The sequence below is a fragment of the Streptomyces sp. YKOK-I1 genome (assembly GCF_054660435.1).
The window spans coordinates 5233511-5249118 of sequence record NZ_BAAGDR010000001.1 but is presented as its reverse complement, the minus strand read 5'-3'; the positions used below and the strand labels follow the sequence as shown (position 1 = coordinate 5249118).

Sequence of the window (15608 nt, the reverse complement as noted above, 5' to 3'; positions counted from 1 at the left end):
CTCAGCCGGCCGCCACGGTCAGCGGTGCGAACCGTCGGCTCCAGTCCCCGGGCAGTTCCGCGATGCCATGCGTCATCACCGCGTTGAAGGCGACGGACTCCAGACCCCGGGCCTTCACCCACGCCAGCAGTTCCTCGTGCCGTACGTCGATGTCCGTGCGCAGCGGCCGGTCGGTGTGGGCCGCGAGGGAGGCCAGCAGAGCCTTGGCGGTCTCCGTGTCCCGGGCGATCAGCGGACCCGCCACATGGGTGGCCATGTTCGGCCAGGCGGCCGCGTAGCCGACGATCCGGCCGCCGTCCTCGGCGACCCGCAGCTGGTCGGCGAAGGCGGGCAGCCGCGTGATGACATGTGTGCGATCAGCACCGAACACCTCCTCGTCGAGCCGGAGGATCGCGGACAGGTCCTCGGCCGTGGCCGCGCGAGTGACGACGTCCGACGGCGGGCCGTCCGGGGTGAAGCGCCCGCACACCATCTCCGCCCGGGCCGTGGTCTTGAAGCCGAGCTCCTCGTACAGCGGACGGCCGTTCGGGGTGGCGTGCAGCGTCAGCGGGACCGGGCCCGTCGCGGCGACGACGTGCCGCATCAGCCGGCGGCCGACGCCCTGCCGCGCATGCCGCTCGGCGACCAGCACCATGCCGATGGCCCCGAGCGTGGGACGGTCGGGGGAGCCGTACGAGGTGACGACGCAGGCGGTGACCAGGCCTCCGGCGGGGTCGTCGATGCCGTAGCCCTTTCCGGCGGAGAGGAGGAGGCCCCACTTGTGCTCCTCGCGCGGCCACCCCCGGTCCTCGGACAAGTCGGCGCAGGCGGTGAGGTCGCGGTGCGTCAGACGGCGGATGGGCAGAGCGGCGAGGGAAGGAGTCGGCACGCGGGCCAGGCTGTCCGACGGGCGCCCCTGACGTCCACCTGTTTCCCCTGGGACGCACGCGCTTTTGGCCACCGCTGTTTCACGTGAAACAGCGGCCGTCTGTCCCGGTTAGCCTCGGCCCATGGCGAGACTGCATCTCTTCGACCTCGACGGCACCCTGCTCCACGGCACCTCCGCGCCCCGGGAGATCTCGCGCCAACTCGGTCTGGAGGCCGAGGCGGTGGCGCTGGACCGCGCCGCGGCCGAGGGACGGATCCAGCCGCCGGAGTACGCGCGCCAGGCGCACGCCCTGTGGGCGAGCCTCACCGAGGAGCATGTGACGGCGGCGTTCGAGGGCGCTCCCTGGCTGGCGCGCATCCGTGAGGTCTGGGCGGAGATCGGCAGCCGAGGGGAGTACTGCGCCGTCGTGTCGCTCTCCCCCTCCTTCTTTGTGGAAAAACTCACGGGCTGGGGCGCCCACGCGGCCCATGGATCCCGTTTTCCCGCCCTCCCTTTCACCGAGCCGGTGGATCCGGCGGGAGTTCTCAGCGCCGCGGCGAAGGTGGTGATCGCCGATCGGCTGTGTGCGGAGTTCGGAGTGACGCGGGAGGACTGTGTCGCGTATGGCGACTCGGGTTCCGACAAAGACCTGTTCAAAGCCGTGCCGGTCTCCGTGGCGGTCAATGCGGACCACCGTCTGGCGGGCCTCGCGACGCATTCCTACGCAGGGAAGGATCTGTGGGATGCCTATGAATTGGTGCGTCAAGCCCGGTAGTTGAGGGAATCGACGGTTCACTCCCCGGCCGTTTTCCAGGGGAGGGAAGGGGGGACTTGTGTGGCCCACCGTGGCCGGTATGGTCGACTCCGGTTCGCTTGCGGAGTCAGGCGCGCGGGGCTCTGCGCACACCTTCCGAACGGGCGTGCGCAACCGAACGGAAAAGCAAGCCGTCTGCGGGGGAAGCAGGGCCTTCCGGGCCAGGAAGTGCGCAGACCGACCGAAAGATGTTCGAGGCGAGGCAGACCATGGACGCTCCGACCACCAAGTCGGCCGACAACGGCACGTCCGGCGGCGGGGACGGATGGTTCTCGCCGCGCAAACAGCCGGAGCCGACGGCCGGAGGTGAGCAGGGAGCGTCGGACGGCCGCCGCCTGGCCGCGCTCCGCCCGGTGGGCCGTGGCACGCCCCCGTCCGACCCCGGCCCCCGTCAGACCGACGGCGACTTGCCCCGGAGCGCTCCTGCGGTCGCAGGAGAACGCGGGGAGGCGGACGGGGTGCGGCAGCCGGAACAGGGGTCACAGAGCCCCTACGGCCCGTCAGGCGCCCCTGTGACGCCGATGGCGGCCCCACCGGCGGCCTCAGGCGGGACCACCCTCGGACAAGCCCCTGCGCCGCAGGAACCGCAGCCTCCCGCCGATCCCCGCATCCCCGTCCAGGCCCAGCAGCCCCTCCAGGCCCAGCAGCCCGTCCCTGCGCGAGCGGGCACGCTGGCCGAGGCTCCCCCGCAGCGGGCCGCATCGGCCGCCCCCCACGTGTCCGGGCCCGCAGAAGCCCTCGAGCCCTCGGTGGCGCAGCCCTCTCCGCCCGCCGAAGCGGCACGGCCCTCCCCGCCCGCCGGACCCGTGGTGCCCACCCAGCGTCCCGCCCCCGCCCAGGAGGCCTCTCCGGACGCCGTCCTCATCCGCCGGACCATGGCCGAGGTGGGCCCGGTGGCCGACAAGGTCACCTCGTACTTCTACGCCCTGCTGTTCGTCCGCCACCCCGGACTGCGCCCGCTCTTCCCGCCCGCGATGGACGCCCAGCGCGACCGGCTGCTCAAGGCCCTGCTGACCGCCGCCGAGCACATCGACAACACCCCGGTCCTCGTCGAGTACCTCCAGAACCTCGGCCGCGGCCACCGCAAGTACGGCACCCGGGCCGAGCACTACCCGGCCGTCGGAGAGTGCCTCATCGGCGCGCTCAACAAGTACGCCGACGCCGTCTGGGACGCCGACACCGAAGCCGCCTGGGTCCGGGCGTACACGACCATCTCGCAGGTCATGATCGACGCGGCTGCCGTCGACGAGCTGCGCGCTCCGCCCTGGTGGCAGGCGGAGGTCGTCTCCCACGACCTCAGAACGCCCGAGGTCGCCGTGCTCACCCTCCGCCCCGACCAGCCCTACCCCTTCCGGGCCGGGCAGTACGCGAGCCTCGAGACACCGTGGTGGCCGCGGATCTGGCGGCACTATTCGTTCGCGTCGGCGCCCCGGTCCGACGGGCTTCTGACCTTCCATGTGAAGGCCATTCCGGCCGGCTGGGTCTCCAACGCCCTGGTGCACCGAGCCCGCCCCGGCGACGTCGTACGGCTCGGACCACCGGCCGGCTCGATGACCGTCGACCACACCCGGGACAGCGGTCTGCTCTGTCTGGGCGGCGGCACCGGCATCGCCCCCATCAAGGCGCTGGTCGAGGACGTGGCGGAGCACGGCGCGCGCCGCCCGGTCGAGGTGTTCTACGGCGCCCGCAGCAACCACGACCTGTACGACATCGACACGATGCTCCGGCTCCAGCAGGCGCACCCATGGCTGGAGGTGCACCCGGTGGTCGACCGGGACGGGCTGCTCCAGCTCCCCGATGCCATACGGACCTTCGGGCCCTGGACCGCGTACGACGCCTATGTCTCCGGTCCGCCCGGCATGATCCGCAGCGGAGTGGACGCCCTGCGCGGTGTCGGCTTCCCCGTGGAGCGCATACGGCACGACTCGGTCGAGGAGCTCGTCGCCTCCGGCAGCTGACGCCGGAGGCGGCCTACGGGCTCATCCGAGATCGGGGGCGTGCATGGCCCGTACGCCCTCGATGTTGCCGTCGAGGTAGTGGCGCAGCGACAGCGGCACGAGATGGACGGACGCGATACCCACCCGGGTGAACGGCACCCAGACGATCTCGTACTCCCCGGCGGGCTCGTCGATCTCGGGTCCGTGCCGCAGCGAGGGGTCCATGGACTCCAGACGGCAGACGAAGAAGTGCTGCACTTTGACGCCGGTCGCGCCGCCGTCCTCGCCGATGTGCTCGACGGTGTCGACGAAGCAGGGGACCACATCGGTGATCTTCGCGCCGAGCTCCTCGTGCACCTCACGGTGCAGGGCGTCCACGACGGTCGCGTCATCCGGTTCGACGCCGCCGCCGGGCGTGACCCAGTACGGGTCGACACCGGGCTTGGTGCGCTTGATGAGGATGAGGTCGTCGCCGTCGAGCAGAACGGCGCGGGCGGTGCGCTTGACCACAGGTCGGACGGTCATGGGAGAAATGTGGCCCCGCATGTTCCACGTGAAACATCGCGAAACGTCACCGGGGGAGCGCACCCGGTGACGGATCCGGAAAGTCCTCCCGGCGCCGGCTCAGCACCACTCGGCAGCCGCCCCCAGCAGCCATTCGTGGGCCCGCGCGACATGCGGCATCGTCAGGGTTCCGGTCCGCACCGCGAGCACATAGGTGCGCAGCGGCGGCACCGCCGGCTCGTGCGGGGCGACGACGTCCCCGCGCTCCAGGGCGGCCTCGCACAGATAGCGGGGCAGCACCGCGAGCCCGGCGCCCGCGACGGCGCAGGCGAGCACGGCGCGCAGATCGGGGACGATCACGGTGCCGGAGGCGGCGGGGCGGGAGTCGAAGACGGAGGCCCAGTAGCGGGAGACGAGCGGCAGTGACTCGTGCACCTCGACGACCGGGAGATTCTCCAGTGCGGAAGCACCCTTGCGGCGCAGCCTCCCCGTGTCGATCCGGTCCGCCCACTGCGGGGCGGCGATCAGGACGTGCTCCTCGTCGCACAGCGGGGTGGCCGTGAGCAGGGTGCCGCGTGGCCGTGCCGTGCTGATGGCGAGGTCGGTGTGGCCGGCCGCCAGTCCCTCCAGGACCTCCTCGGCGGTGCCGAAGGAGACCCGCAGGGCAAGCTGCCGGCCGTCGTCGCCGGTCAGCCCGGTGAGGGCCGGCAGAGCCCGTTCGGCGGTGAACTCCGGGGGCCCGGCGAGGTGCAGGGACCGCCGTGAGGACTCGTCGTCCAGCCCGGTCCCGGTGATCTCCACCAGGGCGTCGAGATGCGGGGCGGCCTTGTGGGCGAGCTCGTCCCCGATGGTCGTCGGTGTGACGCCCCGCGCCTGGCGCAGGAACAGGGGGCGGCCCAGCTGCCGTTCCAGTGTGCGGATCTGCGAGGTGACGGCCGGCTGGGACAGGCCCAGCAGGGCCGCGGCGCGGGTGAAGGAGCCGGCCCGGTGCACGGTCACGAAGGTGCGCAGCAAGGCCAGATCCACGGTGTGTCCTCCTGCCTCTCCCCGCCTTCGTCCCGGCTCGGGGGCAGGATCCAACGATAAATATGTCGATAGGCCCCTGTCGCTACTGTGATTGGACACTGACACAGAGTCAACTAGCCTTGTGGGCGCGGTTCTTCGCGCGCAGAACCGAGGACGGTCCGAGCCACGAGGGGGGAGGCTCGGACCGTCCGTCGTACGGAGGGACACCACGAGGGCGTCCGTAAACCGGTCATGACGCCGACTCCCCCAGCGCACGCAGCACATCCGCCACCAGGTCCTCGGGGTCCTCGGCGCCGACCGACAGCCGCACGAAGCCCTCCGGCACCGCGTCGCCGCCCCAGCGCCCACGCCGCTCGGCGGTGGAGCGCACCCCGCCGAAGCTGGTCGCGTCGTCCACGAGCCGCAGCGCCTCCAGGAAACGCTCGGCACGCGCACGCGTGGGCAGCGTGAACGACACCACGCACCCGAAGCGCCGCATCTGCCGGGCGGCCACCTCGTGGGCCGGGTCGTCGCGCAGACCGGGATAGCGCAGCCCGGTCACCTCCGGCCTGTCCCGCAGCGCCTCGGCGACGGCGAGCGCACTGGCGGCCTGCCGGTCGACGCGCAGCTGGAGCGTGGCGATCGAGCGGTGGGCCAGCCAGGCCTCCATGGGCCCGGGGACCGCCCCGACGATCTTCCGCCAGCGCCGTACGACGGTCATCGCCTCGCCGGCCCGCCCGGTGACGTATCCGAGGAGGATGTCCCCGTGCCCCGTGAGCTGTTTGGTGCCGCTGGCCACGGCGAAGTCGGCGCCGAGCTCCAGCGGGCGCTGTCCCAGCGGGGTCGCGAGCGTGTTGTCGACGGCCACGAGGGCGCCACGCGCGTGTGCCGCCTCGACGAGCCGCCGGATGTCGCACACGTCGAGGCCGGGGTTCGACGGCGACTCGATCCACAGCAGCCGGGCGCCGTCGAGGGCGCCGAGCTGGGCGTCGCCGCCGGTCGGGGCGGTCCGCACCCCGATGCCGTACGCCTCCAACTGGGCGCGCACCAGGGGCAGCGCCTGGTAGCCGTCGCTGGGCAGGACGACCGTGTCGCCCGAGCGCAGCTGAGAGAAGAGCAGCGCCGAGACCGCGGCCATCCCGGAGGCGAAGGCGAGCGTCTCGACGTCGTCCCGCCCCGGTGCCTCCAGGCCGCCGATCGCCCGCTCCAGCCGGGTCCAGGTGGGGTTCTCGTCGCGGCCGTAGGTGTACGGCCCCGTCGGCTCCCCCGGCAGGTGGTAGTGCGCGGCGAACACCGGCCCCGGCAGGGTCGGTTCGTACTTCACCGCCTCGGGCAGCCCGGCCCGGACCGCGCGCGTGCCCTCCCCGGCGTCCCCGGGGAGGCCCTCGGGGGTGGCGGAGCCGCTCATGCCTGCCGTCCTTCCAGATCCTCGCGTACGGCGGCCAGCAGGCCGTCGGCCGCCGCCTCGACCATCCCGAGGCACTCCTCGAAGCCGTCCAGGCCGCCGTAGTAGGGGTCGGGCACGTCGAGGTCGTCGGCGGCGGGGTCGTAGGACCGCAGCAGACGCACCTTGCCGGCGTCCTGCGCGGTGGGCGCCAGCCGGCGCAGGGTCTTGAGGTGTCCGGCGTCCAGGGCGAGCACGAGGTCGAGGCGGGCGAACCAGGACGGCCGGAACGTCCGGGCCGTGTGATCGAGGGCGTAGCCGTGCTGCTCCAGGACGGCGAGGGTGCGCGGGTCGGCGCCCTCGCCCTCGTGCCAGTCGCCCGTGCCGGCGCTGTCGACCTCGACCAGCCCGTCGAGACCGGCTTCCTCCACCCGCGCGCGGAAGACCGATTCGGCCATCGGCGAGCGGCAGATGTTGCCGGTGCAGACGAAACAGACGCGGTACGTCATCGCGTGCTCAGTCCCCGTCGGGCAGGACGACGTTGAGCGCCCAGGAGACGACGGAGACGATCAGGCCGCCGCCGACCGCGGTCCAGAAGCCGTCGACGTGGAAGCTCAGATCGAACACGTCGGCCAGCGACGAGGTCAGCAGCAGCATCAGGGCGTTGACGACCAAGGTGATCAGACCGAGGGTCAGGATGAACAGCGGGAAGGTCAGCACCTTCACGATCGGCTTGACCAGGAAGTTCACCAGGCCGAAGAGCAGGGCGACGAGCAGGAGGGTGAAGATCTCCTTGCCCTTGTTGTCACCGGACAGGGTTATGCCGGACAGCGCCCAGACGGCGACCGCCAGGGCACCCGCGTTGGCGATCGTCTTGACTACGAAATTCTTCATGTGTCTGATCGTGGCAGAGAGATCGGCAACGGGCACCGGGCGAGGGCGGACGAACACGATGAAGGCATTCCGGTTGGACGAACTGGAGGCGGAGCGAGCCTCCAACGACGGGGCCTACCTGCAGTTCCTGCGGGAGCGGAACATGTCCGTGGGCCTGTACGCGCTCAATGCCGGGGAACACGATCCACAGAACCCGCACAACCAGGACGAGGTGTACTTCGTCGTCAGCGGCCGCGCCTCGATCACCGTCGGGCTGGAGACCACCCAGGTCGCGCGCGGCAGTGTGGTGTACGTCCCGGCCGGGGTGGCCCACAGGTTCCACCACATCAGCGAGGACCTGCGGGTCCTGGTGGTGTTCTCTCCGCCCGAGGCCTGACCCGGGTCTCCGGGTTCCCTAGGGGATCGATCAGGGGAGGACAAGGGGCGCCGGGCCCCCGCCGGCCCCCCTCGCGGACCTAGCATCGACGACAGGACACCGGAAGCATCCGGACTCACAGGAGTTCGGGCCGGACCAGGACGAGGACAAGGACGAAGGCGATGCGAGAGATCTTCGCGGGACTGCCGTGGTGGGTGAAGTGGGTGGCGGTGCCGGTCATCGCCCTGGTCGTCTTCGGCGGCCTGATAGCCAGCGTCGTGGGCTTCCTGGTCTGGCTCCTGTTCAAGGTGCTGATCTTCGTGGCCCTGGTCGGCGGACTGGTCTACGTCGTACGGAAGTTCATGGCGGGTTCCTCCTCGCGAGGCGACTGGTGAGCGGCGCGGGAGACCGCTGAGCGGTAACAGGATTCACCTGTTCCCTCGGCTGGGGGAAGTTTCGGGCGGGGCCGGTTCCCGGGCGTCGGCGGGCGGTTAAAGTCCGGAACTCGACGCGGGGAAGACCCCCGCGAGCGGCGTACACCCCCCTCCCGTGTCTCCCCGCACGGGCCGCCCCCTCGCGCTTCGGGAGTGACCCCTTGGCCCTGGTCGACACCGCCTCCCCGGAACCACACGCACCACCCGCCCCGCGTCCCGCCGCGCCCCCGCTCCAGCGCCCTCCGGGCACGGGACTCCCCGAGCAGCCCCGTCCCACGGCGACGGAGCCGAACCCCGCCATGACGCTGATCGGCTCCGTACAGCGCGCGATGCGACTGCTGGAGTCCGTCGCCGAGCACCAGTGCGGTGCTCCGGCCAAGCAACTGGCCCGGGAGACCGGCCTCGCGCTCCCCACGGCCTACCACCTGCTGCGCACCCTGGTGTACGAGGGTTATCTGCGCCGGGACAAGGGGCTGTTCTTCCTCGGCGAGGCCGCGGAGCGGCTGGCCAGCAGCGGAGCGGCGCAGAAACGTCGCAGCACGGTCGCCGACACCCTCGCCCAGTGGCGTGATTCGATCGGTGTCCCCGTGTACTACGCCCGGTACCGCGACGGCGAGATCGAGATCATGTGTGTCTCCGACACCCCCGGCAATCCGGCGGTGCAGGAGTGGGCCGACTTCCGTGAGACCGCGCATGCGCACGCCATCGGCCAGTGTCTGCTGTCCCAGATGGACGAGATCGCCCGCCGTGATCACCTGGACCGCCACCCCGTGCAGTCGATCACCCCGTACACGGTGCGTGACGACCACACCCTGCTCAGGCGCCTGGAGCGGACCCGACGCATGGAACCGGTCGTGGAGAGGCAGGAATACGCATTGGGCACGGTGTGTGCCGCGGTCCCGATCACCGTGGGCGCCACGGCGGCGACGATGGCCATCTCCCTGCCCGCCCGGCAGGCCGATCGGCTGCTCCCGGCGGCGCGGCAGTTGCAGAGTGAGATCGGGAGCAAGTTGGGGTCAATCGCGATCTCTATCAGTATGTGAAAACTCACTCCTTGTGATCTGTTGTGTACGTTCAGCAAGATGCGGTGCAGTGTCAGGGGTTGATTACCGGCCATTCGACGGCAAATGACGGGGTAACGCGATGCGCGAGTCCGTACAGGCAGTTCAGGCAGAAGTCATGATGAGCTTCCTCGTGTCCGAGGAACTCTCGTTCCGCATCCCGGTGGAACTGGGCTATGAGTCGCGCGATCCCTATGCCGTACGGCTCACCTTCCACCTTCCCGGTGACGCTCCGGTGACCTGGGCGTTCGGGCGCGAGCTGCTCATCGACGGGGTGGGCAGGCCGTGCGGCGAGGGGGACGTCCGGGTCTCGCCGGTGGACCCCGATGTGCTCGGCGAGGTCCTGATCCGGCTGCAGGTGGGCGCCGACCAGGCGCTGTTCCGGTCTTCGGCGGCACCTCTGGTGGCCTTCCTGGACCGCACCGACAAGCTGGTCCCGCTGGGCCAGGAGGGGGCGCTGGCCGACTTCGACACCCATCTCGACGAGGCGCTGGACCGGATCCTCGCGGAGGAGCAGAGCACCGGCTGACTCCTCCGACGGCCGGCGCAGGCGTAACGCTTCGCCAGGGGGGTGGGGCCACGCAGGAACGCTTCTTCAGAGGGCGGGGCGCCTCTTCCGGGGCCCCGCCCTCCTGTCGTCAGTGCTTGCGCCGTCTCCCCCGGCCGCCACGAGGCTGTCCGGGTCCTGCCGTCGGCGCGCCCGCCGGGGCCGTCTCCGGCACCGGTGCGGACGCGGCCGCCATACCCGGTTCGGGGCGGTCGGCGGCGACCACCAGGGCCGCGAGGGCCGTGGTGACCGGTACCGAGGCCACCAGACCGATGGAGCCCACGAGCGTGCGCACGATCTCCTCGGCGACCAGCTCGCTGTTGGCGACCGTGCCGACGCTGCTCTGCGCGATCGAGAAGAGCAGCAGCAACGGCAGGGCGGCACCGGCGTAGGCGAGGACGAGCGTGTTCACCACGGACGCGATGTGGTCACGGCCGATCCGGATGCCGGCCCGGTACAGCCCGCGCCAGCCCATCGCCGGGTTCGCCTCGTGCAGCTCCCAGACCGCGGACGTCTGGGTGACCGTCACGTCGTCGAGGACACCGAGCGAGCCGATGATGATGCCGGCGAGCAGCAGACCGCTCATGTCGATCGACGGGTACAGACCGTGGATCAGGCCGGTGTTGTCGTCGGTGTTGCCGGTGAGCGCGGCCCAGTCGACGAACCAGGAGCCGAGGACGCCGATCAGCATCAGCGAGATGAGGGTGCCGAGCACGGCGACGGACGTACGGGCCGACAGCCCATGACACAGATACAGGGCGATCAGCATGATGGCGCTGGACCCCACCACGGCCACCAGCAGGGGGTTCGAGCCCTGAAGGATCGCGGGCAGGATGAAGAAGTTCAGGATCAGGAAGCTCGCGGCGAGCGCCACCAGCGCCATGACACCCCGCAGCCGCCCGACGACCACGACGGCGACCGCGAAGATCACGGCCAGGACCGTCATCGGGATCCGGCGGTTCACATCGGTGACCGAGTACTGCAGGTCCTTCGGCGCCGAGGGCTCGTAGGCGACCACGACCTGTTCGCCCTGTTCCAACTGCCGCGACTGGTCCGGCTGGACGATCTCGGTGAACGTACGGCCCTTGTCGTCGCCGGTGTCCACGCGGATCGTGGCCTTCTTGCAGGTGCCGTTCGCCTTCTGCTCGGCGGAGGAGCCCTCGGTGGTGGAGGTGCCGCCGATCGGGGTGCCACCGGAGGCGTTCACCGACTGGCAGCTCACCTTGACGACCTTGGTCACCGTGGCGTGCTGCGTCTGCCGGTCGAAGCCGACGCCGGTGCGCTCGTGCGCCGGTGCACCGCCGGGCCACAGCACCACCAGTCCGACCAGCACCGCCGCGGCGAAGGGGATGAGGACGGCTCCGATGACCTTGCGCAGATGCTTGGAGACCGGGGCGGCCGGACCGTGGCTGTGGCTGTGCCCATGCCCGTGCCCGTGCCCGTGCCCGTGCCCGGAGTGTTCAGGACGCTCGGAGTGCCCGGGGTGTCCGTTTCTGGAGTGCTGGGGCTCATGGTGACTGGGCTCATGGTGACCGGGCTCATGGTGACCCGGCCCGTGGCGTCCGGGAGTGCCGTCGCCTCCCGGACGGGGTCCCGGGTGCTGCCCGTAACCGGGCCCGGCCTCATGACCGCGGTCGAAACCACCGCCGAAGCCGAAGTCGCGTTCGTCCTGGCGCCCTTGGGCGGTGGGTCCGCCCTGCGGAGCGTTGGCAGGTGTGGGACCAGGGCCGCCACCGGCGCCGGGCCTGCGAGGCGGCTCGCCGGGCGGATACGGGGGCTGGTGTGTCGTGGTCACCGCCCGATCATCGCAAGAACGGCGGTGGCCCACTGTTCACCGCGCCACACATGCCGCTAGCGTGGAGCCACCTTTGCACACGCGGGAGCTCGGAGCACCGGGCTGAGAGGGCGCTGACCTCCGTCTTCGCGATGTTTCACGTGGAACGTCACCAGAGCGAGTGATGTTTCACATGAAACGTCGGCAGACGGTAGCCGCTGCGTCGACCGCCGAACCTGTTACCGGGTAATGCCGGCGTAGGGAGTAGGTCTCATGACCAACAAGGACGCACGCACGCCTGCCTTCACGCAGAACGCGGCCGACACGGACGCGGCCGTGGCGACCAGCGAGAAGAGCGGGACGTCCATCGGCTGGCACAAGGGGTACATCGAGGGCGCTCGCCCCGACCTGCGTGTGCCGGTCCGCCAGGTGCACCTCACCAACGGGCAGTCGGTCACGCTGTACGACACCTCCGGGCCGTACACCGATCCGCTCGCCGACACCGACGTACGCAGGGGCCTGGCGCCGCTGCGGGAGAACTGGATCATCGCCCGCGGGGACACGGAGGAGTACCCGGGCCGGCCGGTCCGGCCCGAGGACGACGGCATCAAGCACACCGCGCCGCGCGGTGGACTGCGCAATCTCGACGCGGTGTTCCCCGGCCGTCCGCGGCTGCCGCGCCGGAGCCGGGACGGCAGGGCGGTCACCCAGCTCGCGTACGCCCGCAGGGGCGAGATCACGCCCGAGATGGAGTTCGTGGCTCTCAGGGAGAACGTTTCTCCGGAGGTCGTGCGCGAGGAGATCGCGGCAGGGCGCGCGGTGCTGCCGGCCAACGTCAACCACCCGGAGATCGAGCCGATGATCATCGGCAAGAGGTTCCTGGTGAAGGTCAACGCCAACATCGGCAACTCGGCGGTGACGTCCTCCATCGAGGAGGAGGTCGAGAAGATGACCTGGGCGACCCGCTGGGGCGCCGACACGGTCATGGACCTCTCCACCGGCCGCAACATCCACACCACCCGAGAGTGGGTGCTGCGCAACTCCCCCGTCCCCATCGGCACGGTGCCGCTGTACCAAGCGCTGGAGAAGGTCGACGGCAGGGCCGAGGAACTGACCTGGGAGATCTACAAGGACACCGTCGTCGAGCAGGCCGAGCAGGGCGTGGACTACATGACGGTCCACGCGGGCGTGCGTCTCGCGTACGTCCCGCTCACCGCGAACCGCAAGACCGGCATCGTCTCGCGCGGCGGCTCGATCATGGCGGCCTGGTGCCTGGCGCACCACAAGGAGTCGTTCCTGTACGAGAACTTCGAGGAACTCTGCGAGATCCTCGCCGCCTACGACGTCACGTACTCACTGGGCGACGGGCTGCGGCCCGGCTCGATCGCGGACGCCAACGACGAGGCGCAGTTCGCGGAGTTGCGCACGCTCGGGGAACTCAACACGATCGCCAAGCGTTTCCACGTACAGACCATGATCGAGGGCCCGGGACATGTCCCGATGCACAAGATCAAGGAGAACATCGACCTTCAGCAGGAGATCTGCGATGAAGCTCCGTTCTATACGCTCGGCCCGCTGACGACGGACGTCGCTCCGGCGTACGACCACATCACCTCCGGTATCGGCGCCGCGATGATCGCCTGGTGGGGCACGGCCATGCTCTGCTACGTGACGCCCAAGGAACATCTGGGCCTGCCCAACCGCGACGACGTCAAGACCGGTGTCATCACCTACAAGATCGCCGCCCACGCGGCCGACCTCGCCAAGGGCCACCCCGGCGCCCAGGCGTGGGACGACGCACTGTCCGACGCCCGCTTCGAGTTCCGCTGGGAGGACCAGTTCAACCTGGCCCTCGACCCGGACACGGCCCGTGACTTCCACGACGAGACCCTCCCGGCCGAGCCGGCCAAGACGGCCCACTTCTGCTCGATGTGCGGGCCGAAGTTCTGCTCGATGAAGATCTCTCAGGACATCCGCCGCACCCATGGGGGAAGTCGGCAGGAGGTCGAAGAAGGCATGGCTCTGAAGGCGAAGGAGTTCGCGGCCGGCGGGAACAGGGTGTATCTCCCGATCGCGGACTGAGATCCCCGCGGCGGGCGGAGCCGGAGGGGTCGGCCCGGGGCCTTCCGGCTCGCTCGTCAGGCCGGGGCGTCCTGCGGGTACCAGCGGAGTTCCACCGTGTTGCCGTCCGGATCCGCGATGTAGACCGACGTGCCGGTGCCGCGGGCGCCGAAGCGTGGTGCGGGGCCTTCGAGGACCGTGAAGGTTCCGGACGCGATGAGCTCGTCCCAGTCCAGGGGGTCGACGGTGAGACAGATGTGGTCGACGTTCGCCTCCCCGCGGGGGCGGTCGAGCAGGTCGACGATGGTGTCGGGGGTGATCCGCACCGAGGGGAAGGGGACCTCGCCGGCCCGCCATTCGGCCACGCGGACCGGTTCCAGGCCGAGGAGCCCGGTGTAGAAGTCCAGGGATCGCTCGACATCGGCGACATTGAGGACCAGGTGGTCGAAGGCCTTCACACGCAGAAGGGGAGCGGGAGGCAGGGGAGGCATGGGGGCTTCCTCGGGGGCCGGTGAGGGGGCGTCGTCGTCCCCTCCCACGATCCGCCGCCGGGGAGCCGCCATCAAGACGGGCGTCGTGGACGGCGTCCCAGGTGCTTGACTGAGTCCATGAACGCGCGATCCATGAGCAAGGGCGCGAACGTGCCGGTCGACTCCTCCGCCGTCCGGGCGGAGCTCAGCTGGTCCGAGGGGGCCGGAGGGCCGGACATCGACGCCTCCGCACTGCTGCTGACCGGCGTCGGACGCGTGCGGGACGACGGTGACTTCGTCTTCTACAACCAGCCGCGCCACGCGTCCGGCGCCGTCATCCACCTCGGCAAACAGCGGGCCGACGGGGTCCTGACCGACACGGTCCAGGTGGACCTCGGCGCGCTGGAGAGCGCCGTCACGCGGGTGGTGCTCGGGGCATCCGCCGACGGCGGCACCTTCGGGCAGGTGGCCGGGCTCACGCTACGGCTGCTCGGCCCGGACGGACGGTCCGAACTGGCGCGCTTCGAGATGCAAGCCGAGACGGAGACCGCGTTCCTCTGCGGCGAGCTGTATCTGCGCGAGGGGCGCTGGAAGTTCCGCGCCATCGGTCAGGGATACGCCTCCGGACTCGCCGGACTCGCCACCGACTTCGGCATCACGGTCGACGAGGAGCCACCGCCCACCTCACCCACCTCCCCCGTCCCCGTCACCTCGCCCACCCCAACCACCACCCCAACACCCGCCACCCCCCGCCTGATCAAAGGCGAGGACCAGCTCCCCGTCGACATGCGCAAGCGGCTGTCCCTCCGCAAGGAGCAGGTCGCCGTCAGCCTGAGCAAGCGGGGGGCCGCCGGGGTCCGGGCGCGGATCCTGCTGGTGCTGGACGCCTCGGGATCCATGGCGTTCCACTACTCGCGCGGAGTGGTGGCGGACGTCGTGGAGCGCATGGCCGCGGTGGCGGCGCAGCTCGACGACGACGGCGAGATGCAGGCCTGGACGTTCGCCAGCAATCCCGCCCGGCTCCCCGATCTCCGGCTGGCCGAACTCCCCGAGTGGCTGCGGCTGCACGTCCGGGTGGGCGAGATCAGCCTGTTCCGCCGCGGCAAGAAGCCCCGCAAGGGGCTGGAGCCCGGCCAGGTGGACATGCGGACGGTCGGCATCCAGAACGAGGAGCAGAAGGCGATCGCCGAGGTCAGGGCGTATGTGCGGGAGAACCCCACGCCCCTGCCCACGCTCGTGCTGTTCTTCTCCGACGGAGGGGTCTACCGCGATGCGGCGATCGAGCAGGAGCTGCGCGCGGCGGTCGAGGAGCCGGTCTTCTGGCAGTTCGTGGGGCTCGGCCGGTCCAACTACGGCGTCCTGGAGCGGTTCGACACCCTCCCCGGCCGACGCGTCGACAACGTCGGCTTCTTCGCCGTGGACGACATCAGTGCCGTACCGGATCAGGAACTCTACGACCGGCTGCTGTCGGAGTTCCCGTCCTGGATCACGGCGGCCGGACACGCCGGCATCCTCTGAGCG

At 70.6% G+C, this 15608-nt stretch carries 16 protein-coding genes; 8 read left to right on the top strand and 8 right to left on the bottom strand.

Features of this window, described 5'->3' with window-relative positions; genetic code table 11:
• Position 1 precedes the first annotated feature (1 nt).
• On the bottom strand, positions 2-868 hold the full coding sequence (locus ACYQ8Q_RS23315) for a GNAT family N-acetyltransferase (protein ID WP_460067636.1): 867 nt from the start codon (positions 866-868) through the stop codon (positions 2-4).
• Between the two features lie 121 nt (positions 869-989).
• Between ACYQ8Q_RS23315 and ACYQ8Q_RS23310 the strand changes: the two genes are divergently transcribed.
• Both ACYQ8Q_RS23310 and ACYQ8Q_RS23305 read left to right on the top strand, forming a co-directional pair.
• A complete protein-coding gene (locus tag ACYQ8Q_RS23310) occupies positions 990-1622 on the top strand; it encodes an HAD family hydrolase (RefSeq protein WP_460067635.1) in 633 nt (210 codons plus the stop codon).
• Between the two features lie 248 nt (positions 1623-1870).
• Entirely contained in the window at positions 1871-3619 is a 1749-nt protein-coding gene (locus ACYQ8Q_RS23305) for a globin domain-containing protein (protein WP_460067634.1), read from the top strand.
• 21 nt (positions 3620-3640) lie between these two features.
• Here the strand turns inward: ACYQ8Q_RS23305 and ACYQ8Q_RS23300 are convergent, their stop codons facing one another.
• From ACYQ8Q_RS23300 to ACYQ8Q_RS23280, 5 genes are all read right to left on the bottom strand, one after another.
• On the bottom strand, positions 3641-4123 hold the full coding sequence (locus tag ACYQ8Q_RS23300) for an NUDIX hydrolase (RefSeq protein WP_055635816.1): 483 nt from the start codon (positions 4121-4123) through the stop codon (positions 3641-3643).
• Between the two features lie 99 nt (positions 4124-4222).
• Positions 4223-5128, bottom strand: a complete 906-nt coding sequence (locus ACYQ8Q_RS23295) for a LysR family transcriptional regulator (RefSeq protein ID WP_460067632.1) — start codon at positions 5126-5128, stop codon at positions 4223-4225.
• A gap of 229 nt (positions 5129-5357) precedes the next feature.
• A complete protein-coding gene (locus ACYQ8Q_RS23290) occupies positions 5358-6515 on the bottom strand; it encodes a cystathionine gamma-lyase (protein WP_460067630.1) in 1158 nt (385 codons plus the stop codon).
• A complete protein-coding gene (locus ACYQ8Q_RS23285) occupies positions 6512-7000 on the bottom strand; it encodes a low molecular weight protein-tyrosine-phosphatase (protein ID WP_460067629.1) in 489 nt (162 codons plus the stop codon). The genes ACYQ8Q_RS23290 and ACYQ8Q_RS23285 overlap by 4 nt, the downstream gene beginning before the upstream one ends.
• 7 nt (positions 7001-7007) lie before the next feature.
• A complete protein-coding gene (locus tag ACYQ8Q_RS23280) occupies positions 7008-7385 on the bottom strand; it encodes a phage holin family protein (RefSeq protein WP_460067627.1) in 378 nt (125 codons plus the stop codon).
• Between the two features lie 58 nt (positions 7386-7443).
• Between ACYQ8Q_RS23280 and ACYQ8Q_RS23275 the strand changes: the two genes are divergently transcribed.
• From ACYQ8Q_RS23275 to ACYQ8Q_RS23260, 4 genes are all read left to right on the top strand, one after another.
• Positions 7444-7761: a cupin domain-containing protein gene (locus tag ACYQ8Q_RS23275; RefSeq protein WP_460067625.1), complete on the top strand. Its 318-nt coding sequence runs from the start codon at positions 7444-7446 to the stop codon at positions 7759-7761.
• A gap of 161 nt (positions 7762-7922) precedes the next feature.
• Complete coding sequence (locus tag ACYQ8Q_RS23270; protein ID WP_133911160.1) at positions 7923-8135, top strand: DUF5326 family protein; 213 nt, start codon at positions 7923-7925, stop codon at positions 8133-8135.
• Positions 8136-8335: 200 nt separating this feature from the next.
• Positions 8336-9217, top strand: a complete 882-nt coding sequence (locus ACYQ8Q_RS23265) for an IclR family transcriptional regulator (protein ID WP_460067624.1) — start codon at positions 8336-8338, stop codon at positions 9215-9217.
• A 100-nt stretch (positions 9218-9317) separates the two neighbouring features.
• Positions 9318-9764 carry an SsgA family sporulation/cell division regulator gene (locus ACYQ8Q_RS23260; protein ID WP_460067622.1) on the top strand — a complete coding sequence of 149 codons (447 nt, stop codon included), beginning with the start codon at positions 9318-9320 and terminating at the stop codon, positions 9762-9764.
• Between the two features lie 109 nt (positions 9765-9873).
• On the opposite strand, the gene ACYQ8Q_RS23255 is transcribed toward ACYQ8Q_RS23260, so the two are convergent.
• Positions 9874-11577, bottom strand: coding sequence for a YibE/F family protein (locus tag ACYQ8Q_RS23255; RefSeq protein WP_460067621.1), 1704 nt, complete (start codon positions 11575-11577; stop codon positions 9874-9876).
• 252 nt (positions 11578-11829) lie between these two features.
• Here ACYQ8Q_RS23255 and thiC point away from each other — a divergent pair, with 252 nt between their 5' ends.
• A complete protein-coding gene (thiC, locus tag ACYQ8Q_RS23250; RefSeq protein WP_460067620.1) occupies positions 11830-13638 on the top strand; it encodes a phosphomethylpyrimidine synthase ThiC in 1809 nt (602 codons plus the stop codon).
• A gap of 56 nt (positions 13639-13694) precedes the next feature.
• Here the strand turns inward: thiC and ACYQ8Q_RS23245 are convergent, their stop codons facing one another.
• Complete coding sequence (locus ACYQ8Q_RS23245) at positions 13695-14108, bottom strand: VOC family protein (RefSeq protein ID WP_460067618.1); 414 nt, start codon at positions 14106-14108, stop codon at positions 13695-13697.
• A 117-nt stretch (positions 14109-14225) separates the two neighbouring features.
• Here ACYQ8Q_RS23245 and ACYQ8Q_RS23240 point away from each other — a divergent pair, with 117 nt between their 5' ends.
• Positions 14226-15605 carry a VWA domain-containing protein gene (locus ACYQ8Q_RS23240; protein WP_460067616.1) on the top strand — a complete coding sequence of 460 codons (1380 nt, stop codon included), beginning with the start codon at positions 14226-14228 and terminating at the stop codon, positions 15603-15605.
• Positions 15606-15608: the final 3 nt, after the last annotated feature.